Source organism: Roseibium sp. MMSF_3544 (assembly GCF_030732845.1).
GTDB lineage: Bacteria > Pseudomonadota > Alphaproteobacteria > Rhizobiales > Stappiaceae > Roseibium.
Genome location: NZ_JASHKA010000007.1, coordinates 274032 through 296900 on the forward strand (window position 1 = coordinate 274032; position 22869 = coordinate 296900).

Genomic DNA, 22869 nt, shown 5'->3' on the forward strand with positions numbered 1-22869 from the left:
ACTGCACCACCTGCCTTCACCCGGCCTCGGAAAGACTAACCTGCCATCGCCAGAACGGCAGGGTTGGTGCCCACGCATCAATCATGAATGCTGTTGCAGCGTCGCCGGTCAGGGCTTGGGGGTCGCTGACCGTGTTCCAGACGGCCAGTCCTTTGTGGCGGGCAAGTCCTGCGTGAGGATGGTCCTTTGGAAAACCGCGCGGGACGTTGGCAAGGTCTGGTTCTGACCGTTCGAAACCTTCACCGGTCAGTTTGTCCAGCAGGTTCTCGATGTCCTCGCCTTGGCCCGTTTCCAGCGCGTTTAGATATCTGCCCAGAACCGGCTTGGAAAAAGCCATGCAGCCGGTGCCGAAGCGGATGAGCTCCGGCTCCACCGACAGAAAGAAGCTCGGCGGCTGCGCTTCTCTTCCTTCAAAAGCGCCGCCCTTTGGCCAGAACGCCATCCGGATATGGGTGTTATAGGGGGTCTTGTCTTTGGAAAACCTGAGATCCCGATTGATCCGGAACTGCTTGGACATCATGTCGTGGCCGGTGAGGTCGGCAAGATCCTGACCCAAAGCGGAGCGAAAAGCGTCTGCGGGCTTTTTGATGAACGCCTGGTAGTCCGCCTTGTTTGCATCGAACCAGGCCTTCGAATTGTTGTTTTTCAGATTGTTCAGAAACTTGAAGGTTTCGGCGGAAAATCCGGGAGCGATCATCTGGCGCCCCTTCCGCTTGGTGCCTTTTTCGGTTTGGCGGGCAGGGCGCAGACGTAGGTGCGCGCCATCTCTACCCAGTCCCTCAGATCCTCGTCGCTTTCAATCCCCTCCGGTTCGATCCGGATGAAGCCGGGCATTGGACGCCCTGCCGGCCGGCATGGCGAGGCATGCGGCTTGGCGAGCGCCGCGGCTTCCTGCTCCTTGCCGACCCGGGCCATCAATCCATTCTTGGAAGTGCAGACCAGCATATTGCCGTTGACCATGAAGCAGGTGCCGCCGAACATGCGCTTCTGTTCGACATTTGTGTCCGGAATGAGCGCGCGCGTCCGCTCAACCAGGACAGTTTCCATGAGATTGGACATTTGAAGTTTTCCCTTCCCCTAATTCCCCTCAGAAACACGTTTCGACAACAAGGACGGAGAGCGCTGGAAGAATCCGACAAGTTCGTGAAATTAGTTGCCAGGAAATTCTGCGGACGCCCGATTTCATGCTAGGAGGCGAACCTGGAATTGCAAACCGGATTCGGAGAGAGCCTTGCCGGACCTTGTTCTGATTGCCGCTGTCGCCCGCAACGGGATCATTGGTGCAGATAACGACATGCCTTGGAAACTTTCCTCGGACCTCAAGCACTTCAAGCGCCTCACTCTCGGCAAACCTGTTATAGCCGGGCGAAAGACCTTCCTGTCTTTTGGCGGAAGGCCCTTGCCGGAGCGGCCGCATGTGGTGATTTCACGTGATCCGGACTACGCCCCGGACGGTGTTGAAACGGCGACGTCGTTTGACAGTGCGATGGAGCGGGCGCAGGAGCTCGCCGCGGAGCTTGGCGTCGACGAGGTCTTTTGTATCGGTGGCGGCCAGATCTATCGGCAGGCGATGGAACGAGCCGACCGGCTGGAAATCACGGAAGTCGACGCCGAACCGGCTGGCGACACACGGTTTCCGGAGATTGACCCTGCTGTTTGGGAAGAAACCGGGCGAATCCGCGGCGAACGCTCCGAAAGAGACAGTGCGGCGTTTTCGTTCATCACCTACCGGCGCAAGGCCTGACGGGACTTAACGAGCGGGACAATGAGCTTTACAGAGACAACGATTGCCCGTTGGGCACGCCTTGACGAATTGGGTCCGATGGACGTGCACGATCTCCTGAAGATGCGTCAGGATGTTTTCGTTCTGGAGCAGGAATCGCTCTACCAGGACATTGACGGCAAGGATCCGGAGGCATTGCATCTCCTTGTGCGGGACGCAGCCTCCGGCCAGCTTGTGGGTACCATCCGGCTGCTCGGCGAGCCGGAAGCGGCAAGTGCGCGCATTGGCCGCGTCGTGATTGCGCAGGCCGGCAGGGGTGGCGGATTGGGTCGCAAAATGATGCTGGCTGGTATCGACAAAGCCCGGGAGCTGGTTCCTGCATGCACGATCCACGTGTCCGCGCAAGCGCACCTGGAAAACTTCTATAATTCCCTTGGTTTCGAGACAGTTTCGGACGTTTATCTCGAAGACGGCATCCCCCATGTCGACATGATCAGGCGCGAAAGCGCGCCGGGTTAACATTAACTCTCGAAGTTTCGGTGCATTTAACTTGACACGGCCCTGTCTGACACCCACCTGCGGCACGGGAAAACATACTGGTTTTACGTGGGACATATACTGGGCTTTTCGTTGAAAGCATAAGGTAACCTCCCTATAACCAACGGTGAGTCAGAACGGGCGAATGCCCATTTCCGGCACAGCCTGCCGGAGTTCAAAGAAGGAAGTCTTGATGCCTTGGAGCAATCAGTCAGGTGGCGGTGGCCCCTGGAAGGGTGGCGGTGGAAACAACGGCGGCCCATGGGGCGGCGGTGGAAACAACAACGGCCCGTGGGGAGGAGGTCCGAACCGGGGCGGTGGCGGCGGCGGTGGTAACCCGCCGGACCTGGAAGAACTCCTGAAAAAAACGCAGGACCGCATGAAGACCGTGCTGCCCGGTGGTGGCGGTGGCGGCCTCGGATTTGCCGGCATTCTGATTGTGATCGGCATCGGCGTCATTGGCTGGCTGGCGACAGGCATCTACACGGTGGACGAAGGCGAGCGCGGCGTTGAGCTGGTGCTTGGTGATGTTCGCGGGCTGACGTCTCCGGGCCTCAATTACAATCTGCCTTACCCGATCGGTGAAGTGTACAAGCCTGCTGTCGAGCTGCAGCGCGAAACAACGGTCGGTGTGGATGAGACCTTCTCCACGTCCGGTGCGGTCCGCGCGCGCGACATTCCGGAAGAAAGCCTGATGCTGACGGGCGATGAAAACATCGTCGATGTCGGCTTCAAGGTGCTCTGGCGCGTCAAGAACACGACCGAGGGCATCACCAACTACCTGTTCAACATTCAGGAACCGGCTGGTACGGTGAAGGCCGTTGCCGAAAGCGCCATGCGTGAGGTCGTCGGCGGTTCGAACATCGACGCCATCCTGACTGAAAACCGCGTTTCCATTCAGAACGACGTTGCGACGCTGATGCAGACGACGCTCGATTCCTACAGCGCAGGCGTTGAGATTACCGAAGTTCAGATGCAGCGGGTTGACCCGCCGGCACAGGTCATTGAAGCCTTCCGCGATGTTCAGGCGGCCCGCGCCGACCAGGAGCGTATCCGCAACGAAGCGGAAGCCTATGCCAACCGGATCGTCCCGGAAGCCCGCGGTCAGGCAGCACGTGTTCTTGAACAGGCAAACGGTTACAAGGATCAGACCATTGCGGAAGCAACCGGTCAGTCCCAGCGTTTCAGCAAGATCTACGAGGAATACCAGAAGGCGCCCGATGTCACGCGGGAGCGTCTCTACCTCGAGACACTTGAAAAGGTTCTTGGTGCGAACAACAAGATCATCATCGACAGCGAGTCATCGGGTTCCGGCGTCCTGCCGTTCCTGCCGCTGAACGATCTGAACGGACGTGGCACAGCGCCGTCCACACGGACGGGAGGTAACTGATCATGCGTAGCGGTATTATCGCAATTGTCGTCGTTGTCATTGCTGTCATCGGCTACCTGTCGGTCTATGTCGTCAATCCGACCCAGCAGGCACTTGTCCTGCGGTTCGGTCAGATTGTCGAAGCACCGAAAACCGAACCCGGGCTCTACTTCAAGATCCCGTTCGTTCAGAACGTCGTCTACATGGACAAGCGTATCCTGAACCTCAACATGCCTCCGCTCGAGCCGATCTCCTCCGACAAGAAGAGGCTGATCGTGGACGCGTTCGCGCGCTACAGGATCTCTGATCCGGTTCTCTTCTATCAGCGTGTTCAGAACGTTTTGACGGCCAACAGGCGTCTGTCGACCCTTCTGCAGTCTTCGTTGCGGTCGGAAGTCGGTCGGACCAGCTTCGTGGCGCTCGTGCGCGACGACAGGTCGGGCGTGATGGAAAACATCCGCCGTGATGTGAGTGCCAACGCGGAAGAACTGGGAATTGAGGTCATTGACGTGAAGATCCGCCGCGCGGACCTTCCTGATGCCAACTCTCAGGCGATTTATGCGCGTATGCAGACGGAACGTCAGCGGGAAGCAACGGAAATCCGCGCACAGGGTGAAGAGCAGTCTCGCCGTATCCGCTCCCGTGCGGATCGTGATGCAACGGTCATTGAAGCTGAAGCCAACCGGGATGCGGAAATCATCCGCGGTGACGGTGATGCAGAGCGGAACCGGATCTTTGCTGAAGCCTTCGGTGCAGACCCTGAATTCTTCGCCTTCTACAGGTCCATGCAGGCCTATGAAGCCGGTCTTCAGTCAGGCGATACCAGTCTTGTCCTGTCTCCGGATTCCAGCTTCTTCCGGTTCTTCAAGGATCCGACCGGCGTAAATGCACCGGCTGTGGAAGATGATGGAGGTACGGGCATCTCGACGCGCTCGCCGTCGCTTGCCTCTCAATGAATGACCTGGTGACCGCGATTGGTCTGGTTCTGGTGATTGAAGGTGTTCTTTATGCGCTTTTGCCTGGCGGGATGAAATCCATCATGCGAGGCGCGCTGGAAACATCAGACCAGACCCTTCGCACAACCGGTCTCGTTGTCGCCGCATTGGGACTTATTATTGTGTGGATCATACGCGGATAACGAAAAGTTTCCGGGCGGGAGGGGCAAAAATCTCCCGCCCGTTCTATATTCTGGATACAAGACCTAAGAAGCTCGCGGCTGTTTTTTCTTCCTGACAGCCGTACCGGAAGGGATGAGGAGAAAGCCCTATGGCTCCAAATTTTGTTCGCCGTCGCATGACCCGGATCGCATTTGCTGCGGCGGGCCTCATGCTTGGCGGAATGATTGCATTCCAGCCTGTTCACACAGCACAGGCGCAGGGACCGGTTTCTGTCGCCGATCTCGCGGAAAATCTCGCAGATGCCGTCGTCAATATCTCCACCGCGCAGACTGTGCAGGGACGCAGATCGGTTCCGATGCCACAGGTGCCGGACGGGTCTCCGTTCCAGGAGTTCTTTGAGGAATTCTTCAATCGTCAGAACCGGGACAATGATCAGGCGCCGCGCCGGGTTCAGTCACTCGGCTCCGGATTTGTGGTCGATGGCACGGAAGGCATTATCATCACCAACAATCACGTGATTGAAGGTGCTGACGAAATCACCGCCAACTTCAATGACGGGACAAAACTCCGCGCCGAGATCATCGGTACGGACGAGAAAACCGATCTGGCCGTGCTCAAGGTCGAACCGGAAACGCCGCTCAAGGCGGTCGACTTCGGTGATTCCGACACAATTCGTGTCGGCGACTGGGTGATGGCGATCGGGAACCCGTTCGGCCTGGGTGGAACGGTTACGGTCGGGATCGTCTCGGCGCGTAACCGTGATATCAATTCCGGGCCCTATGACAACTTCATCCAGACGGATGCCTCCATCAACCGCGGTAACTCCGGTGGCCCGCTCTTTGACATGCAAGGCAATGTCATCGGCATCAATACGGCGATCATTTCACCGTCCGGCGGCTCCATCGGTATCGGTTTTGCCATTCCGGCGAAGACCGCCATGCGGGTGATCGACCAGTTGCGCGAATTCGGTGAAACCCGTCGCGGCTGGCTGGGTGTTCGCATTCAGGAAGTTACGGACGAGATTGCCGAAAGCCTTGCCATGGATGAAGCCATGGGCGCGCTCGTTGCCGGTGTGACGGATGACGGCCCGGCCGCCAAAGCCAAGATCGAAGCCGGTGATGTCATCCTTCGGTTCGATGGCAGGGAAGTCGAGGCGATGCGGGAACTGCCGCGCATGGTGGCTGAAACGGCCATCGGCAAGGAAGTCGAAGTGGTCGTCCTGCGCAAGGGCGAAGAAGTCACGATCAATGTGATCCTCGAGCGCCTTGAGGAAAACACACCAACAGAAGCGAGCGTCAAGACGGATGAAGAGCCGGTCGAAGAACCCGCCGCCAAAAGCGAAGTTCTCGGCATGATGCTGGCCGAGCTGGACGATGATCTGCGCGAGCAGTTCTCCATCGATACCGATGTGACCGGCGTGGTCGTTACCGAGGTCCTGCCGGATTCTTCAGCGGCTGAAAAACGGATCACGGCCGGCGATGTCATCAAGGAAGTCGCACAGGAGCCGGTGGAAACGCCTGCCGATGTGGAAGCGGAAATCGGCAAGCTCAAAGATGATGGCCGCAGGTCTGCTCTGCTTCTGCTGGCCAACCCGACCGGAGATGTTCGCTTTGTGCCAGTCCGGATAGAGGACGAGTAGGCTTCAAATACTTGACCTGGAAATGGGGCGCTGGCAACAGCGCCCCTTTTTCGTGGCTTCTGGAACAGTGCTCAGGCGCAAGACTTATAGTGCAATGAGCGAACCACACATTCGGGTTCTTGCGATCTGACGCTGCGGAAATCTGCACACTTGTCTTATCCGCTCACTTGATCGGCTGATGCGTTTGTGTACGAGCCTCGAAAGTGGCGTGGTTGCGGCTCCTGGAACATGCAAGACCGGCTTTCTGGCTGCTCAGTGCCGGTGTTTCAGCGGTGTTTCGACGTCAACAAGTTCTTTATGTGACTTTCGTCACGCCGATATTGCGCGTTTTTTTTCCCGGCTTTGGGTCAACTGTGCAGAAAACTGCACAATGACACAGTTGTTAATTCGCCGGGAAAGAAGAAAAGTTTATTTAGAAACAATGAGATAAAGAAAATTATCGAAACTGGCACACCCGTTGCAATTTCACTTGATACCGGCGCTGAACACGAAAGCAACGGCGCCCCCGGAAATCGAACGAGAGTTCACAGGATCAAGATACAGAGGAAGTCAAAATGTCCAACATCGCATACATGACCATCAAGGGTGCCTCCCAGGGCGACATCTCAGCTGACGCAACCACCGCAGACAGCATCGGCAACCTGTGGCAGGAAGGCAAGGAAAGCACTTGCCTGGTCTACGCCTTCGAACAGAACGCCGTTGTTCCACGTGATCCGCAGTCCGGCACCATCATCGCCCGCCGCCGTCATATGCCGGCCACGTTCCAAAAGCCGGTCGACAAGGCAACAGCTCTTCTGTGGCAGGCACTGGCCACCGGTGAAGCCCTGGAAATCGAAATTCACTTCTGGCGCACGGCGACAACAGGCGTTCAGGAGCACTACTACACGATCAAGTACGAAGACGCGGTTCTCGTTGACGGCAAGACCATGATCAAGGACGTCAACGACGAAGCCAATGCGTCCCGCGGCGACCTCGACGAGTTCTCCTTCACCTTCCGCAAGTGTGAATGGACCCACGAAGTTGCAGGCACCAGCGCGTCCGACGATTATCGCGCAACATAAGAAGCTGCAAACTCAGAGCTGGATAATATGGCTTATGGCGGACGGTCCCACCTTGATCGTCTGCAACCTCCGCCCGGCCCTTGTGCCGGGCGTTCTTTTGTCGGGTCGAGCGTCACCTGTGGTCTTCGGAAACCACCAGAGCCTTATTGGCTGATGCCGGGCCTCCGGTGGACCAATTCAACCCGGCGACGGCGCTGCGGACGGAGATTGCCCGATCATCAGCTCAGGACGAAGTCTTTCTCTGCGTAGCCTTGCAGATAGAGCAAAGCGGTAAGGTCGCCGTGGTCGACGCGGAAATCGGCGGCTTCGGCAACGGCCGGCTTCGCCCGGTAGGCGATACCTGTGCCGGACCGCTCGATCATGGCAAGATCGTTGGCCCCGTCTCCGACAGCGAGCGTTTCTGCAAAGTCCAATCCCTTTTCGGCGACAAGTTCTTCCAGCCGGATTCTCTTGGCGTCTCGTCCCAGAATGGGTTCAGCGACTTTGCCGATCAGCTTGCCGTTTTCCTCCAAAAGCGTGTTTGCCTGGTTTTCGTCGAAGCCGATCATGGCGGCGACCGCCTTTGTGAAATGGGTAAAGCCCCCCGACACCAGGGCACAATAGGCGCCGTGCGATTTCATCGTCTGTACCAAGGTGCGGCCGCCCGGCATGAGAACGATCCTGTTGCTGAGCACGGTATCGATCGCAGAAACGGGCAGTCCGGCGAGAAGCGCAACCCGTTCGCGCAAGGCCGGCTCGAACTCGATTTCTCCGCGCATCGCGCGCTCGGTGATGTCGGAGATTCTCGCCTTCAGTCCCAGCTCCGCTGCCAGTTCATCAATGCATTCCTGCCGGATCATGGTGGAGTCCATGTCGGCAATGAGAAGACGCTTGCGGCGGCCCTCTTCCGGTTGCACAAAGACATCAACGGGTGCGGAACCGGTGATTTCGCGCAAGAGCACTTCGGCAGCGCTTGCATTTGGGCCTTCAAACCGGATATCGGCAGCAACACCGGGGCTCAGGATGGTCGAGGCACCGCTTGCGCCCAGACGATCCTCCGCCCGACGGACAAGTTCCTGATCCACGGCAGGAGCTGTCGGTGTGGAGACCAAAGTGGCGACGAGAGACATGAGCGGATCCCTGAAAGACAAGAGGAAACAGGTGGCTGGTGGCCGTGTCATTCTGATAGCTGGACCGACGGCAAGCGGCAAGTCCGCCCTGGCCATTGACCTTGCGAGCGAACTGGATGGCGTGATCATCAACGCCGACAGCATGCAACTCTACAAAGACCTTCGTCTTGTGAGCGCGCGTCCGTCTGATGAGGAGGAGAGAGAGGTCCCGCACCGGCTTTACGGGGTTCTTCAAGCTTCGACAGCGTTTTCAACCGGGGCGTGGCTCCGGCTTGCCACCGAGGAAATTGAGGCTGTCCGGGCCGCCGGCAAACTGCCGGTGCTTGTCGGCGGCACCGGGCTCTACTTCAAGGGATTGACCGAGGGCTTTGCCGAGATGCCGGAGATTCCCTCTGAAATTCGCGAGCAGGCGCGGGATCTTGCGGATCAGGAAGGCGTCGCGCGTCTGAAAGAGGAACTGGCCCACTTTGGAGATCACGAAAGCGCGGCAACGCTTGCTGATCCGCAGCGCCTGGCGCGCGCGCTTGAAGTGGTAATGGCAACGGGCAAGCCACTGAGTACATGGCAAACGACGTCGCAATCGGCGCCATTCTTAGCGAAAGGTGAGTGCCTCCGGATCGTTCTCGCGCCACCTCGTCCCTGGCTGCACGAACGGATCGAACGGCGCGCTCGCCTTATGCTGGCAGAGGAGGGCATTGAGGAAGTCAGAGCCCTGCTGGAACAGGGACTGTCACCAAAACTTCCGGCCATGCGGGCGATTGGAGTCGCGGAAATCCGCGACTTATTGTCCGGAAAGGCGGGTTATGAAGAAACCGTCCACAGGCTCACTGTTGCAACGCGGCAATACGCAAAGCGGCAGGAAACCTGGTTCCGCAATCAGATGCCCGATTGGCAACGGGTTGATCCGGCAGCTGGAATCAATGTAGAAGACATTTTGGATCCGAAATAAGTTTATCACGTCAACTTATGGGTAGTGCGCTGCAGCAGGCAGTTTCACGATAACCTGTTGGTAATACGAATATATTTTTGCCATTATTGACATTATACTTTTGTCTGCCTTCGGGTCGGCGCAATCCAGGGTTACATGTCTTGCCTCCGGGTTCAGGAGATTTCTCAAATCTTCACCGGATGGATGAAAGTGACCCGACAGCTTGGGAGGACCACGGTGCAGACGATTTTTCTCGAATGTGGCTCAGTGCGGCTTGTTCCCTTTTCCCCGTCCGATATTAATCTCGTCAAAAACCTTCATTCCGACCCTTTTGGAAACCGATGCACAGAATTTTCAACTGATTGCACGATCGCCGACGCAACGGACTTCGTGAGATCTGCCATGCAGAACCAGGCAGACCTCGGCTTCGCCAAATGGAAAGCCATTGCCGCCGACGGCCGGTTTCTCGGTTGGGCGGGTTTTACGCCGATCAGCGAAACCTCCGAGATCAGCCTGAACTATTGCTTGCCGAACGAGGTGCTTGAGAAGGACGAAAGCCTTGCCAATCGTCTTTGCACGGGACTTGTGGGCTGGTTCTTCGAGAACACCTATTTCTCCCACCTGGTCGCCGTGATCCGCACAGACAACTGCGCTGTCCGGGAAGTCATTCAGGACACAGGCTTTTATCACCGGGAAAGCAAGGTGATCGAGGGCATGCAGGCGGACGTTTTCCAGATGTTCAGCCCATCCATGCAATCCTACCTGATGACCGCCTGAACGCTACTGCCGGTTGCAGGCTGGAATTTGACCGAAAGAAACCGTACTCTCAGCCGTGCTTAGCGCGGCTTTTCTTTTGGATGAATGACATTTTGACTAATCCCATTCTTGAAACCGAGCGCCTTCGGATCGAGCCATTTGAGGAAGGCGATTTTGACCTCCTTTTCGAGCTTCATTCCGATCCCGAGGTCAATCGATACCTCGCACCCGGTCCGTCGCCGATGAGCGCCGAGGAGGTCGAGCGGCGCTTGAAAAACTATGTGGCCGAGCACCGTAATTCGGGCATAAGCAAGTGGAAGGTGCTGACGCGGGAAGGGGAATTTGTCGGACGTGCCGGACTTTCCTGGCTGACACAACCGGACGGATACGAAATCGGCTACAGCCTGAAACGCGACCACTGGGGCAAAGGGTACGGCACCGAGATCGCAAAGAGCCTCGCCCGCTGGTTTTTTGAAAACACCGACCACAGGTTCCTGATTGCCTTTGCCCACACGGACCACCTTGCGTCCTTGAAGGTGATGGAAAAAGCCGGGTTCAGCTACTGGTTCGATATGGAAAAGCACGATGTGCCCTGCACCTTCTACCTCATCGAGCGGCACAGCGTGGTCTGATCAGCTCCCTTGCGCGGCACTTGCAGGAACGGTCTGACACTGGCCGTGTGGCCGGAAGTGATTCAATCCGAACTCGCATTTGGGGCCGCTTGCGCCTTGGCAAGCTTCATTCTTTTGATTGTTTTTTTCAGATGAACCCGTCACGGTAGCAGAGGTGCAGGGCGGATATTGGCGCCTCGCGCCCATTATTCATTTCAAGCACAAGGTATTTGAACATGGCATTTTATCATTGGCTCAATCGGTACAAGGACCGGGAAAAGAACCCGGAGAAGGCGAAATGGATCGCGGAACACCTGCTGAAGCTTCGTGCGGATCTCGCGGAAAGCAAACTGGGAGACCGTGAACCGAACAGCCTCGTGATCGGGTCCTGGAACATCCGCGCATTTGATGACGGCAAACCGCGCCGCGACGAGAGCTTTCACTACATCGCCGAGATCATCGGACATTTCGATGTTTGCGCGATCCAGGAGGTCAAGGAAGACCTGGAACCGCTCAACAAGCTGAAAACGCTGCTCGGGCCGAACTGGTCGTATATCGTCACGGACGTGACCGAGGGCAGCAAGGGAAACACGGAACGCCAGGCATTCTTTTTCAACACCAACAAGGTCTTTTTCCGCAACCTTGTGGGCGAGGTCGTGCTACCACCGGAGGCGCTGCTTGAACATGGCCAGATTGCGCGCACACCATTCTTTGCGTCCTTCCAGGCCGGCTGGTTCAAGTTCACGCTTATGAGCGTTCACATCATCTTCGGCGGAAGCACCAAGAAGAAGAAGAAGATGCGCGCGGCTGAAGTGGAGATCCTCGCGAAACTTGCGGCGAAGCGCGCGAAAAAGGAAGGTCAGGTCTATGTCCTGATCGGTGACATGAACATTGAGTCCCGCGACGATGAAATCATGGCCGGGTTAAAGAAGCACGGGCTCTTCGCACCACTCTTCGGGGCGACCAATCTCAAGGGCACCAAACACTACGACCAGATCGCCTTCACCGGCGAAAAGAGCCGAACCCGATGCCTTCAGTCCGGTAGTGTCGATTGGCGCACTGCCGTTTACCGTCCGGATGAGAAGGATCATTACGAGCCGATCGCGCTCGAGGCGCGCGGCGGCGAGCCTTACAAGAACTGGGACAAGGACTACGAAAAGTTCTTCGCAAGTTTCGAAATGTCCGATCACCTGCCCATTTGGGTGGAAATGGAGATCGACTACTCGAACGAGTATCTGAAACGGTTCATCTGACTGAAAACCGCAAAGATTGATCCCTGAAACGGCAGGTTCGCCGTCTCAGGGATCTGTTCGTGTCAGACGGCCTGCAAGGCGCCCGGGTTGCCCCTCTGCTGGCGCAGCGCCAGCTTGTTCATGGCAGAGACATAGGCGCGGGCAGACGCAACCAATGTGTCGGTGTCGGCGCCCTTGCCGGTTGCGATCCGGCCCTCTGCTTCCAGACGAACGGAGACCTCGGCCTGTGCATCGGTGCCTTCGGTAACCGCGTGCACCTGGTAGAGCGACAGGGTTGCCTCATGCGGCACGATCAGCTTGATCGCGTTGAAGGTCGCATCGACCGGGCCGTCGCCGGTGGCTTCCTTGGTGATATGCTGGCCGTTGACATCCATGGTCAGGATGGCCTTCTGTGGACCACCGGTTCCCGCGATCACGGTCAGCGCGATCACCTTGGTGCTTTCGCCCAGGATGTTGATTTCGTCCTCGACCAGCGCCTCGATGTCCTCGTCATAAACGTGCTTCTTGCGGTCCGCCAGATCCTTGAAGCGGCGGAACGCGTCCTGCAGGGCGTTGTCGCCCAGCTCGAAGCCCAGTTCACGCAACTTGTCGCGGAAGGCATGACGGCCGGAATGCTTGCCCATGACCAGCGAGGTCGCTTTCACGCCGACATCTTCCGGACGCATGATCTCGTAGGTTTCGGCGTTCTTCAGCATGCCGTCCTGGTGGATACCGCTTTCGTGAGCAAAGGCGTTCTTGCCGACGATCGCCTTGTTGTACTGAACGGCAAAACCGGAGGCACCCGCCACCATCTTGGAGGCACGCACCATGAACTGCGGATCGATCTGGGTGGTGTATTGCAGGACGTCGCCACGAGTGCGGATCGCCATCACGATTTCTTCCAGCGCCGCGTTGCCGGCACGTTCACCGAGGCCGTTGATGGTGCACTCAATCTGCCGCGCGCCACCGGCCACACCGGCCAGGGAATTGGCGACTGCCAAACCCAGATCGTCGTGGCAGTGCACGGAGAAGATGGCCTGATCGCTGTTCGGCACCCGTTCGCGGATCTGCTCGAACATGTCCTTGTATTCGTCAGGCGTTGCGTAGCCGACCGTATCGGGCAGGTTGATTGTCGTCGCCCCGCATTTGATGGCGGCTTCCACGCAGCGGCACAGATAGTCGATCGGCGTGCGGGTGGCGTCCATGGCCGACCATTCGACATCGTCGATCAGGTTGCGCGAGCGGGTCACCGTGTCGGTGATGATCTCCATCACCTCTTCCTCGGTCTTGTTCATCTGGAACTTCAGATGGATTGGCGAGGTGGAGACGAATGTGTGGATCCGGCCCTTGGCAGCGTGTTTGACAGCTTCGCCGCACCGGTCGATATCGGCGTGAATGGCGCGGGCGAGCCCGGCAATCACCGAGTTCTTCGAACGTCTTGCGATCTCGCTGACGGCTTCGAAGTCGCCGTTGGAGGCAATTGGAAATCCGGCCTCGATGATGTCGACACCCATGTCATCGAGAATCTCTGCGATTTGCAGTTTTTCTTCCAGCGTCATGGACGCGCCGGGCGATTGTTCGCCGTCGCGCAAGGTGGTGTCGAAGATGCGGATATGATCCGTTTCCTGGGTGGCAGTCATTTTGTTTCGTCCCTGGCTTGGATCGGCGGCTCTAAGCGAAACTGGCAGGCTTGAACACAGCGCGATCCGGAATTCGTGATGCGGTGATTTGAAGTATCTCCCCTAAGTGCCCGTTCCGCCAAGTTAAAACGCGAAACAGCCGACGCTCAGGGGCATCTAAGAAGGAGGAGATCGCCAAGTAGAAGGAGGCCGCCGCGCTGTGCCAGCGCGTCGTAGCTAGAACCGGAAATGTCGCAAGGCGCGATCATGGGTCTCAACTTTTGCCTTCGGTCGTCTTCAAGTCTCAGCCACCCAGCCTGCCGCAAAAGCGTGAGCAGGTGGTTAACGCGATTGTTCATACGGCAGGACGGGGATTGTTGCAAGTGGGCGATTGCCGGAGCACCCGCGCGAAGAATGTTTTGGTTGCACCTATTGCCGTCTTTCGGCGACTGTGGCTGCAGTCATCCTGTTCCAAAAAGGGCAGTTCTTGTGAGACAAACTCATTTTTCCCTGATCCTCATCTCCTGCATGCTTGCTGCGTGCAACACGACGTCGACATCACCTGGAGACGCACCTTCGAACAGCGACGGAACACCTGCCGTTGAGCGCGGCATCGTCGGAGAATGGAATTTCAAGGCGACTGACAGCGTGTTGTCATGCCGGTTGAAAGTGTCCGGCAAGAATGACAACCGGGAAGGAAGTGCCACGGGATTCGGGTGTATCGGGCTCGACGAGTTCTTGATGGTCAACCGTTGGAAACGGGAGCGCGGCACGGTCGAGTTCTTCCGTCTGGGTGACGATCGACCGGTGGCGGCGGTTTACAGGGTCAGCAAAGACGAGTTTCGGGGCGAGTTGCTGCCATCGGGCCGGGAAGTTGTGCTGACGCGGCGATGAAGCTGGAGAGCGCTTTGGCAAAGACCAGAGGATTGAATCATCTTGGATTGGCTGTTGCCGATCTCGACAAGACGGCCTCGTTTCTTGAAAGCGTGTTGGGCTGGACGGAAACCGCCCGGGACGACAGCTATCCGCGAAATTCCATGACCGACGGAAATCTGAGGCTTACTCTTTGGCAAGTGGATAATTCGGTGCCGCCGACGACATTCGATCGGCGCCACAATATCGGGCTGCATCATCTTGCACTGGAAGTCGAAAGCGAAGAGGAGCTCCTTCGTCTGGCTGATCAGGTTGCCGCATGGCCGGGCGTGGCGGTCGAATTCATGCCGGAACCCATGGGCACGGGACCGCGAAAACACATGATGTTCGCCGAACCGGGCGGGATACGGCTGGAGCTGGTCTGGATGGGTGTTTGACCAAGCAGATGAATGGTGCGGAGAATTGTTCCTGAAATGCTATTCCGGCTGGATCGAAGCGAAAGGCCTGAGGCCAGTAACCGCTTGTCTGTCCGTCTTTTTCAATCACCGGCCACACAGAGTACCGGGTCCTGGTCTTGTCGATGACGCGACCAACCGGAACGACAACTCGCAAGAACTTATCTGAGTTCCCATCTGAAGGCGGCCGATATTACCTCGAGTTCTCAAGGGCATAGGGGCAGTCATACTGTCCAAACCGGACAACGGTGGCTCTATCGCGGCTTCTTCCCGGCAACGTCGTCACTGCGCGTGTCGAGGTCGATCAGGCGCGTGTTGTGTTCACGCAACAGTGTCCCCGGTTTGCACCAAATTGGAGTTCACCGGTTGAACTGAAACGCACAACGCTGTATGAAGCCCCTCACTTCAAGCCGTGAATTCGGCGCAACAAGGAGAAACGCATTGCTGGCAAGAAACACCCTACCGGGTATGCGCATCGTCGCTCGCCAGTCTCTGCTGTAAGCACATCCCATGTGCTGCGGTCGGGGCTGATCTGAAGTCGACCGCATAACCCCAGACAAACGACAAACTGTTCAGGCAGTCGCATCGCGTGAACGCGATCGAAACGAGCCTGATCTGGGAATTGGGACATTCATGAACGAATATCAGCTGGTGAAAGCCATGCTGCTCCACTTGAGCCGCGGGCTTTCCGAAGATGCCCCCCTGGCGAAAGCCCTGAAGGGGTGGGCCCTCGACAATCTGGCCTGGCTTGACCTGGGCATAGACACACAGAACGCAAAGGAGTGGGACAGCCTTCAGGAGGCCATCCAGCGCTGGCGGCTGCCGGAAGCACCGGAGCCTTATGTAATGGAAATCTCCGACACGCTGGCCGGACTTCTTGAACTCGACATTGAAAACAGCACCTTGCTGGCACTGCTCATCGGTTGCGACCGTTTGCCGAAGCTGCAAAGCCTGTCGGAAACCGCAACGGCCAAAGGCGTCGACCTGCCTGTTATGCTTGCAGCGCTTTGCGGCGTTTCGAGCCACGATGCCCTGCGGTTCGTCCGGCGCAGCCCGGTGTTCCGTCTGGGTCTGATCGGCTTTCAGGCCTATCGCGGCGGCGCGGTGTCGGTCGACATCAAATGGACGCTGGAAAAGCTGCTCGACCGCGCTCCGAGCCAGGGCGAGGACTTTGTCGACGCTCTTGTCGGTCCACGCCATGAGACGGCTCTGACCATCGCGGACTTTGCCGAAACAAAGGAGGCACCGTTCATTGCCGGCCTGATCGCCGGCGCCGTCAACGAGCGGGCAAAAGGGGTCAATATCCTGATCTACGGGCCGCCCGGAACCGGCAAGACGGAACTGGCACGCGTGATCTGCCGTGAGGCGGGCCTGCGTCTTCATGCCGTTGGCGAGGTTGACGAAGACGGCGAAGAGCCGAACCGTCACGACCGCGTCAGCGCATTGATGCTTGCGCAACGTGTCCTGAGCGACAAGAAGGAAGCCGTCATCCTGTTCGATGAAATGGAAGACTTCATCGGCAATGCGCAGCGTAGCGCAGGCGACTGGATGGCGCGCCGTGATGGCAGCAAGGTGTTCGTCAACCGGATGCTTGAAAACAACCCGGTTCCGGTCATCTGGACGAGCAACGCGCTCGGCAACATGGATGATGCGATCATCCGCCGGATGAGTTACGTCCTGAAGCTGGACTACCCGTCTCGCAAGGCCAGGCAGCGCATTGCTGCGAGGATTTGCCAGGACGAGAAGGTGGCGTTTTCGAAGGACGTTTCAGAGCTTGTTGAAAGCGCCGCTGAAACGACGACGATCCTGCGCAATGCCGCCAAGGCTTCCAGGCTTGCCGGGTGCGGCGGGACGGTCGAACAGGCCGCGACCGCGCTGGTAAAAACGCTCCGCGACGGGGAACTTCCTTACCGCGAAGCGCAGGAAGTCGATCCGGGTCTCTACAACACCGAACCTCCTCTTGGCGAGGTGTTGGAGAGCATTGCGGACGGCGGCCATAGCGACGTTTCGCTGTTGCTGAGCGGACCTCCGGGCACTGGCAAGACGGCATTTGCCCATCACTTTGCCGCGCGCCTCAACAAGCCGCTCTTGACCAAACGTGCGTCCGATCTTCTGTCCAAGTGGGTCGGCGGAACCGAGCGCAACATCGCCGAGGCCTTTGCCGACGCACGGCAGGAGCAGGGTGTTCTGTTTTTCGATGAAGCAGACAGCCTGATGTTCGACCGCGGTACGGCGCAGGCGAGTTGGGAAGCAGGACAGGTCAACGAGCTGCTCTCCTGGCTCGATCGTCACGACCAACCGGTTCTGGCGGCGACGAACTATGCGTCGAAGCTGGATGCGGCAAGCCTTCGCCGGTTTGATTTCAAACTGGAACTGAAGGCACTCGACCGGTCAGGTCTGTCTTACGCGTTCCGCAAGTACTTCGGGGCAGATGCGCCTGCAGAAATTCTTCGCATGCGTAACCTGACACCCGGAGACTTCGCCGTGGTCAAAACGCAGTTGCGGTTCAAGAAGGACCCTTCTGTCGCGGACATTTCCTCCGCGTTGCTGAAAGAAGCCAGACTGAAGCCCGAAGCGTCCACGACGATCGGGTTTCTTTGAGGCGGCAGGGTCTGGCGCGACACGCCGGCGGCGGTGAAAATCCGCTTGCCGGCGTGCCGGGCCGGCTTTCACGTCCTTGAAACATCCCGGATCGGATTGAAAGGAGCCTTTGAGCTCGCGATCATCTTGCAGAGACCGGGTTGCTCCCGCCAGAGTTTGCGCAAGTAGGACTTGAAGACCGCAGCCTTGTGGAACGCCTCCGGATTGGGCAGCGTCTGGTACTTGAAGCTCGAGCCGTGATCCTTGCGCAGGAATGGATAACCGCGGTGCATTCTGTTCTCGAGCGGTATCGGACGCATCTCGGAACGATAGGTGTTGGTGATCGTGATGGCATTGAACTCGCCACGATCCTTGAAGAAAATGTTGAACTGGGGATGGTTCTCTTGAGCGGTTCCCTTTTTCCAGGGCGGATAGACAACCCGCGTCAAGCCTTGTGTCTCATTGTCCGCGCCGTTGAAGTGATTGGAATGGCGCATGGCATGCACGATTTCGTGCAGAAGGACGTTCTGGGCCTCAAAGGTGGGTTCGGTGTAGAACCTGTCGCCAGGCGTATATTTGCCGGGCGTATAGAAAATCGTCAGCAGCTGATGGTGGGCCTGGTGTTCGGTCGCGTGCGCCTCCGGTCGGATCGTCACTGTCTTCTTCAGGTGTGCAAGCACTGCCCTGGGTACAAATCCGTCAGCAAACAGTTTCTCAAGCTGATTGAAAACAGCTTGGACGAACACTGAGGGACGCCAGATGACCTTGTCTGCCAAGGCAGTTGGCGCCGGCGTGCCGATGACATTGAAAGCACTTTCCAGTTTTGATCGGCTCGGGCGCGGCAGGGATACCACATCATCGTCGATCCGGCCGATTGTGGTCGGACCGACAAGGCCGTCCTTTTCGATCTTCTGGTGGATCTGAAATTCTTCCACCGTCGCGTGGGTCTTGTCGCCGAAAACGCCATCAAGTTCACCAGAGGGTTTGCGCGAGTGGGCCATGTCGTAACCCAGTTTCGCGAGACAGGTTTGCATGGCGCAGACATCGACGCCCTGGCGTCCCTTCTTCAGCGGATTGCTCATTGAAATCTGCAGAATCTCCGGAACGGAATTCAGTTCAGACGACTTGATCGGCAGCATGTTCTCCTCCTCGCGGGCCGGAACGCTGCTGGTGTTACCACGCTGACAACAGGGCGCGTTCTCGGGTTCCAGGGTCCTGAACCTAAGGATAGAATTTTACTCGCCGCGCAAGTTTAGGCTGTGATTGAAGTTACTTTGAGGCAAGCGGTGAGGGGCTTTCCGAAGTCTGGTTTATTTCATGCCACCCTTCGGCTGCCCGTATTCCGCGATGAATTCTTGCATCACGCCTTGAAACTTCTCCTCATCGACAATCTCATCGAAGTTCTCCAGAAGGATTGTGAGGAGGTAGTTGTTTCCAAAGTGCCATTCTTCATTGAGGCGGCGCAGCCTCGCATAGGCTTCCTCGGTCAGGGCTGCGCTGAACCGTTTTGGCAGCGGCAGGCGTTTAGGTTTCGATGGCATCTTCGGTTTCTCCGCACCCTGAAATCGGCTCGGTTGAGCCTTCTCCGGTTTCTTCGATTTGCTTGGTCCGGCGCCAAAAGACGTCGTGCAGTCCGGCCATTGACCCCGGTGCCGCTTTACGGACAACGGCCATGCGGTCGGCAAAGTCCGATACATCTGGAAACGCGTCGGTGTCCGCAGATTCGCCAGCAGCCATCTTCAGACCCGCGCATTGATGGCAGATCCCCTGCTTGCTGACGAGGGCGCACAGTCCCTCATATTTGTCCTGCATTGCCCGCCTTGCGGCGGACAGGCGATGGCGCAACACAGAGTCGGAAACACCGAGAACAGTCGACGCTTCGCGCGCCGACAGATCCATGACGTCGCGCAGCACGAGCGCAGCCTGTTCGTCGACCGGCAGCGATCGACCGACGCAGGTGAAGCAATAGGCGATATGTTCCTGAACTTCATAGGCAAATTCAGGATCGGAGATCGCTCCGACCACTTCACCGGAAAGCTCGTCCGACTGCGCACATAAGTTGGCGTAGGCAACCTGCGCCTCGGTGCGCCAGCGTTTCTGTTTGCGCAGGTAGTCGACCGCAGTCCGTGTGATGATCGACGTCACCCAGGTCGAGAAGCTGGACCGTTCCTCGAACGCCGCCATCCCGGTCCAGGCCTTGGCAAGTCCCTCCTGCAGAATGTCTTCGCTGTCTTCGGGGTGTCCGATCATGCGCCGGACGATCCGGCGCAGCTTCGGCAGATCTTGTGCGACGAGGCTTGAAAACGCGTTGCGGTCGCCCTGCTTGGCTTTGGCTATCAGGTCGTCAGGCATGACTGGGATCCCGCGTGCAGGCAATTCCACCCAGTATGGCGCCGATGGCGAAGAAGACAAAGCCTGGCAGGGCGTCAAGAAACGAGAGATAGCCTGGCACGATCAGGAAGACGATCAGGCCGACTTCAATTGCAAAGACAAGAGCCGTGTTGATTGCCAGGCCGGCCTGCGAATTCGACCAGTTCATCTTGACTGCGATGCCTAGGACAGCCGCCCCGGAAAGAGCAAGTAAGTAGGCAAAGTAAGCCAGGACTGCACCGGTCGCTCCAGGGAGGGGACCGCCGTCATAACCATAGACGGCATATCCTTCTGCGGCACCGGAACCCAAAGTGGCTGACAAAATGAATCCCGCGCCGGCGATGTGTAACAGGCCCCACAGCCCAAATCCGATTGCACCCAATTTCGCATAGTTCATCATGGAACCTCCGTTGTTTCCATGATGTTTGACGATCGAGTCACGAAACTCCGCCAAGCGATTGTTTTAACTCATTCTTGTACACATTTCGGAGTGCGGGAGACACCATTGTCAGAACGTTATTTTTCCGCGTCATACATGTCGCGGCGGCGTACCCAGGCCTGGGCGTATGGAAGGTCTTCCTCGTGCCGGCCCATCGGGGTCATGTCGAGCAGGTTATAGGCCATGTTCAGAATATCGAGCCCGCGGCCATAGGTGGAGTAGCAATGACCAATGCGCCCGTCGTCGAGCTTCAGGAAGGTGCTCACACCCGGCAGTTCTTCCGAATGAACCGTGCCGTTGCCGCTGTAGTTATAGCCTCTGCCGGTCGGATCCTTCTTGTCCGGGAAGGTGACGCCGTAGTCGATGCTGAAGCCGTTGCCGTCGGTCGAGACCCAGTCAAAAGTCCAACCCATGCGCTGCTTATAGGCCTGCAACCTTTCAAGCGGTGCATTTGAAATGGCGATCAGCTTTGTGTCCCGGGCTGCAAGGTGCGTGTCGAGACGCTCGTAATTGTCCGCCCAGAAGGAGCAGCTCGGGCAGCCTTCCTCCCAGGTTTCACCGAACATGAAGTGATAGACCGCGAGCTGCCGATGCGGGCCGAAGAGTTCGGCAAAGCTCTTCCTGCCGCTGTCGGTGTCAAAGGTGTAGTCCTTTTCCACCAGGACAAGCGGCAGGCTTCTGCGGGCCGCCGAGAGCGCATCGCGTTCCCTAGTAAAGGCCTTTTCCCGGACCAGTAGATCCTTGCGGGCCTGGAGCCAGTCTTCGCGGCTGACGAATTGGGGTGATGTCATCTCTTCCTCCTGTGTTCGGGATTTCAGGCGGCCACGATTTCGTCGAGACGCTTGAAGCAGCCGTTCCAGCCACCGCCGACACCGCGGCGGGCGTCTTCTGTCTTGATGGCTTCGTGACGAAGCTTCACCTCCGTCGCCTTGCCGGCATCGGTGAATGTGATGGCGACCTGCGACGTATCGGTTGCCTCTCGCGTTCCGTCTGCAAACTCCTGGACATGGCGCCAACTGAATTCCAGCCGGTTCGGCGCATCGATTGCGAGATATTCGCCTTCGAAATGGATCTGTTTTTCCGGGGTCTTTTCGATCACGAAACACCACTTGCCGCCGACTTTCAGGTCAATGTCGACCGAGACCAGGCCGCCTGACTTGGGAACGAACCAGCTCTGGACTTCGTCCGGCTCTGTAAAGGCGCGGAAGACACGCGCCGGGTTGGCGCGAAACAGCCCCTCGACAATTACCGGCTCTTGCCCCGGTTCCGACTTCAGAAACTCTTTTTCGCTCTGCTGTACGGTCATTTGTCATCTTCCTCTTTGGCAAGGTGGCGGGCGAGGGCGTCAAACCGGTCGATCCAGAAGGCTTCGTATTTGCTGAGCCAGTCGACGGCTTCCTTGATCGGGGCGCCGCGCAGGCGGCAGTGACGGGTGCGGCCTCGTTTTTCTATGTCGACCAGTCCTGCGTCGGACAGGACTCTTAGGTGCTTGGAAACGGCGGTCAGCGACATGTCGAACGGCGCGGCGAGATCGGACAATGTCGTTTCGCCGTCGGCCAGGCGGGCCACGATGGCGCGCCGGGTACCGTCGCTGAGGGCTGAAAATGTCGCATCCAGTTGGGCCATTTGCTGCACAGTCATAAAGTGAACCTTTTGGTTGACTATCATCGAATTTCATTATAGTCAACTAATTGGTTGAGTAAAGCCGCGTTCCGGTGAAAGTCTCGACAGGGCCGGGCAGGAGGTTCCTCAGACCGGCAAGCACAGGAGAGAAATCAATGAAACTCTATTTGACCGACTTGTCTCCCAACTGCCGGCGCGTGTTGGCGGCGGTTCATCAGCTTGGGCTGGACAGCGAAACCGAGATCCGCAACTTCAATCTGTTCGCGGGCGAGCATCAGAGCGACGAGTTCCGGGCCATCAATCCCAATGTGAAAGTTCCCGTCGTCGTGGATGGAGATTTCACTTTGTGGGAGGCCAATCCGATCATGATTTACCTGGCTGACCGTGAGGGCGCGGAGACTTTCTGTCCGTCCGATAATGCGCCTCGTATCGAAATCCTGCGCTGGATGTCATGGGAAGTGCAGCACTTTAACCGCGCGCTCGGTGAAATTGTTTGGGAGACGGTCGCCAAACAGGCCTTCGGTCTGGGACCGGCGGACGCAGAGAAGATCAAGACAGGTCAGGAAAATTTCCGCCGTTTCGCTGCCGTTCTGGAAGCGCATCTGGCCGACCGGGATTTTGTTCTGGGCGATGCTCCAACCGTTGCAGATTTCGCGGTTGGCAGCCATTCGGCCCTTGCCCTTCACCCGCAATCACAGGTGCCGCTGCTGGAGTTCCCGAAGGTCCTGGCCTGGCTCCAGCGCATGGAAGCGCTCCCGTCCTGGGCCAAAACCGCGCCGCAGGCACCGGCAGAAGCGGCGGAATAGAGTTTGAAGTCGGGGGCGGCC

At 57.8% G+C, this 22869-nt stretch carries 26 protein-coding genes; 15 read left to right on the forward strand and 11 right to left on the reverse strand.

Annotated elements, in window-relative coordinates:
- Window positions 1-16 precede the first annotated feature (16 nt).
- Complete coding sequence (locus RBB47_RS12860) at window positions 17-697, reverse strand: DUF2461 domain-containing protein (RefSeq protein ID WP_305986202.1); 681 nt, start codon at window positions 695-697, stop codon at window positions 17-19.
- On the reverse strand, window positions 694-1059 hold the full coding sequence (locus RBB47_RS12865) for a TfoX/Sxy family protein (protein WP_305986203.1): 366 nt from the start codon (window positions 1057-1059) through the stop codon (window positions 694-696). The genes RBB47_RS12860 and RBB47_RS12865 overlap by 4 nt, the downstream gene beginning before the upstream one ends.
- Before the next feature lie 235 nt (window positions 1060-1294).
- Between RBB47_RS12865 and RBB47_RS12870 the strand changes: the two genes are divergently transcribed.
- From RBB47_RS12870 to RBB47_RS12900, 7 genes are all read left to right on the forward strand, one after another.
- Entirely contained in the window at window positions 1295-1744 is a 450-nt protein-coding gene (locus RBB47_RS12870) for a dihydrofolate reductase (RefSeq protein WP_371932781.1), read from the forward strand.
- A 21-nt stretch (window positions 1745-1765) separates the two neighbouring features.
- Window positions 1766-2242, forward strand: a complete 477-nt coding sequence (locus RBB47_RS12875; RefSeq protein WP_305986205.1) for a GNAT family N-acetyltransferase — start codon at window positions 1766-1768, stop codon at window positions 2240-2242.
- A gap of 211 nt (window positions 2243-2453) precedes the next feature.
- On the forward strand, window positions 2454-3650 hold the full coding sequence (hflK, locus tag RBB47_RS12880; protein WP_305986206.1) for an FtsH protease activity modulator HflK: 1197 nt from the start codon (window positions 2454-2456) through the stop codon (window positions 3648-3650).
- 2 nt (window positions 3651-3652) lie between these two features.
- Entirely contained in the window at window positions 3653-4585 is a 933-nt protein-coding gene (hflC, locus tag RBB47_RS12885) for a protease modulator HflC (protein WP_305986207.1), read from the forward strand.
- Between the two features lie 8 nt (window positions 4586-4593).
- Window positions 4594-4767 (forward strand): DUF2065 domain-containing protein, encoded by a 174-nt coding sequence (locus tag RBB47_RS12890; RefSeq protein ID WP_371932777.1) that lies wholly within the window; start codon window positions 4594-4596, stop codon window positions 4765-4767.
- A 128-nt stretch (window positions 4768-4895) separates the two neighbouring features.
- A complete protein-coding gene (locus RBB47_RS12895) occupies window positions 4896-6386 on the forward strand; it encodes a DegQ family serine endoprotease (protein ID WP_305986209.1) in 1491 nt (496 codons plus the stop codon).
- A 554-nt stretch (window positions 6387-6940) separates the two neighbouring features.
- A complete protein-coding gene (locus RBB47_RS12900) occupies window positions 6941-7447 on the forward strand; it encodes an Hcp family type VI secretion system effector (protein WP_305986210.1) in 507 nt (168 codons plus the stop codon).
- 218 nt (window positions 7448-7665) lie between these two features.
- Here RBB47_RS12900 and serB read toward each other — a convergent pair whose 3' ends face one another.
- Window positions 7666-8556 carry a phosphoserine phosphatase SerB gene (serB, locus tag RBB47_RS12905; protein ID WP_305986211.1) on the reverse strand — a complete coding sequence of 297 codons (891 nt, stop codon included), beginning with the start codon at window positions 8554-8556 and terminating at the stop codon, window positions 7666-7668.
- Here serB and miaA point away from each other — a divergent pair.
- The 4 genes from miaA to RBB47_RS12925 all read left to right on the forward strand — a co-directional run bounded on the left by miaA (window position 8540) and on the right by RBB47_RS12925 (window position 12104).
- Window positions 8540-9505, forward strand: coding sequence for a tRNA (adenosine(37)-N6)-dimethylallyltransferase MiaA (gene miaA, locus RBB47_RS12910; protein ID WP_371932778.1), 966 nt, complete (start codon window positions 8540-8542; stop codon window positions 9503-9505). The two genes, serB and miaA, sit on opposite strands and share 17 nt — an antisense overlap.
- A gap of 183 nt (window positions 9506-9688) precedes the next feature.
- A complete protein-coding gene (locus RBB47_RS12915; RefSeq protein ID WP_305986212.1) occupies window positions 9689-10261 on the forward strand; it encodes a GNAT family N-acetyltransferase in 573 nt (190 codons plus the stop codon).
- A 92-nt stretch (window positions 10262-10353) separates the two neighbouring features.
- Window positions 10354-10872, forward strand: a complete 519-nt coding sequence (locus RBB47_RS12920) for a GNAT family N-acetyltransferase (protein ID WP_305986213.1) — start codon at window positions 10354-10356, stop codon at window positions 10870-10872.
- Between the two features lie 215 nt (window positions 10873-11087).
- The gene (locus tag RBB47_RS12925; RefSeq protein ID WP_305986214.1) at window positions 11088-12104 is read left to right on the forward strand and encodes an endonuclease/exonuclease/phosphatase family protein; all 1017 of its coding nucleotides are present in this window, start codon (window positions 11088-11090) and stop codon (window positions 12102-12104) included.
- Between the two features lie 62 nt (window positions 12105-12166).
- On the opposite strand, the gene RBB47_RS12930 is transcribed toward RBB47_RS12925, so the two are convergent.
- Entirely contained in the window at window positions 12167-13723 is a 1557-nt protein-coding gene (locus RBB47_RS12930; RefSeq protein ID WP_305986215.1) for a 2-isopropylmalate synthase, read from the reverse strand.
- Between the two features lie 468 nt (window positions 13724-14191).
- Between RBB47_RS12930 and RBB47_RS12935 the strand changes: the two genes are divergently transcribed.
- From RBB47_RS12935 to RBB47_RS12945, 3 genes are all read left to right on the forward strand, one after another.
- The gene (locus RBB47_RS12935; protein WP_305986216.1) at window positions 14192-14596 is read left to right on the forward strand and encodes a hypothetical protein; all 405 of its coding nucleotides are present in this window, start codon (window positions 14192-14194) and stop codon (window positions 14594-14596) included.
- A 14-nt stretch (window positions 14597-14610) separates the two neighbouring features.
- Window positions 14611-15012 (forward strand): VOC family protein, encoded by a 402-nt coding sequence (locus RBB47_RS12940; protein ID WP_305986217.1) that lies wholly within the window; start codon window positions 14611-14613, stop codon window positions 15010-15012.
- Between the two features lie 651 nt (window positions 15013-15663).
- Window positions 15664-17631, forward strand: a complete 1968-nt coding sequence (locus RBB47_RS12945) for an ATP-binding protein (protein WP_305986218.1) — start codon at window positions 15664-15666, stop codon at window positions 17629-17631.
- A gap of 68 nt (window positions 17632-17699) precedes the next feature.
- On the opposite strand, the gene RBB47_RS12950 is transcribed toward RBB47_RS12945, so the two are convergent.
- The 7 genes from RBB47_RS12950 to RBB47_RS12980 all read right to left on the reverse strand — a co-directional run bounded on the left by RBB47_RS12950 (window position 17700) and on the right by RBB47_RS12980 (window position 22045).
- Window positions 17700-18749 (reverse strand): peptidoglycan-binding protein, encoded by a 1050-nt coding sequence (locus RBB47_RS12950; protein WP_305986219.1) that lies wholly within the window; start codon window positions 18747-18749, stop codon window positions 17700-17702.
- A 171-nt stretch (window positions 18750-18920) separates the two neighbouring features.
- Window positions 18921-19151 (reverse strand): hypothetical protein, encoded by a 231-nt coding sequence (locus RBB47_RS12955; RefSeq protein WP_305986220.1) that lies wholly within the window; start codon window positions 19149-19151, stop codon window positions 18921-18923.
- Window positions 19135-19962, reverse strand: a complete 828-nt coding sequence (locus RBB47_RS12960) for an RNA polymerase sigma factor (protein ID WP_305986221.1) — start codon at window positions 19960-19962, stop codon at window positions 19135-19137. The genes RBB47_RS12955 and RBB47_RS12960 overlap by 17 nt, the downstream gene beginning before the upstream one ends.
- Window positions 19955-20380: a hypothetical protein gene (locus RBB47_RS12965; protein ID WP_305986222.1), complete on the reverse strand. Its 426-nt coding sequence runs from the start codon at window positions 20378-20380 to the stop codon at window positions 19955-19957. Before RBB47_RS12965 ends, RBB47_RS12960 begins: the two co-directional genes overlap by 8 nt.
- 116 nt (window positions 20381-20496) lie before the next feature.
- Window positions 20497-21210, reverse strand: a complete 714-nt coding sequence (locus RBB47_RS12970; RefSeq protein ID WP_305986223.1) for a DUF899 domain-containing protein — start codon at window positions 21208-21210, stop codon at window positions 20497-20499.
- 23 nt (window positions 21211-21233) lie between these two features.
- Window positions 21234-21725 (reverse strand): SRPBCC domain-containing protein, encoded by a 492-nt coding sequence (locus tag RBB47_RS12975; RefSeq protein ID WP_305986224.1) that lies wholly within the window; start codon window positions 21723-21725, stop codon window positions 21234-21236.
- On the reverse strand, window positions 21722-22045 hold the full coding sequence (locus tag RBB47_RS12980; RefSeq protein WP_371932782.1) for an ArsR/SmtB family transcription factor: 324 nt from the start codon (window positions 22043-22045) through the stop codon (window positions 21722-21724). The genes RBB47_RS12975 and RBB47_RS12980 overlap by 4 nt, the downstream gene beginning before the upstream one ends.
- A gap of 152 nt (window positions 22046-22197) precedes the next feature.
- Here RBB47_RS12980 and RBB47_RS12985 point away from each other — a divergent pair, with 152 nt between their 5' ends.
- The gene (locus RBB47_RS12985; RefSeq protein ID WP_305986226.1) at window positions 22198-22848 is read left to right on the forward strand and encodes a glutathione S-transferase family protein; all 651 of its coding nucleotides are present in this window, start codon (window positions 22198-22200) and stop codon (window positions 22846-22848) included.
- The last annotated feature ends 21 nt before the right edge of the window (window positions 22849-22869 follow it).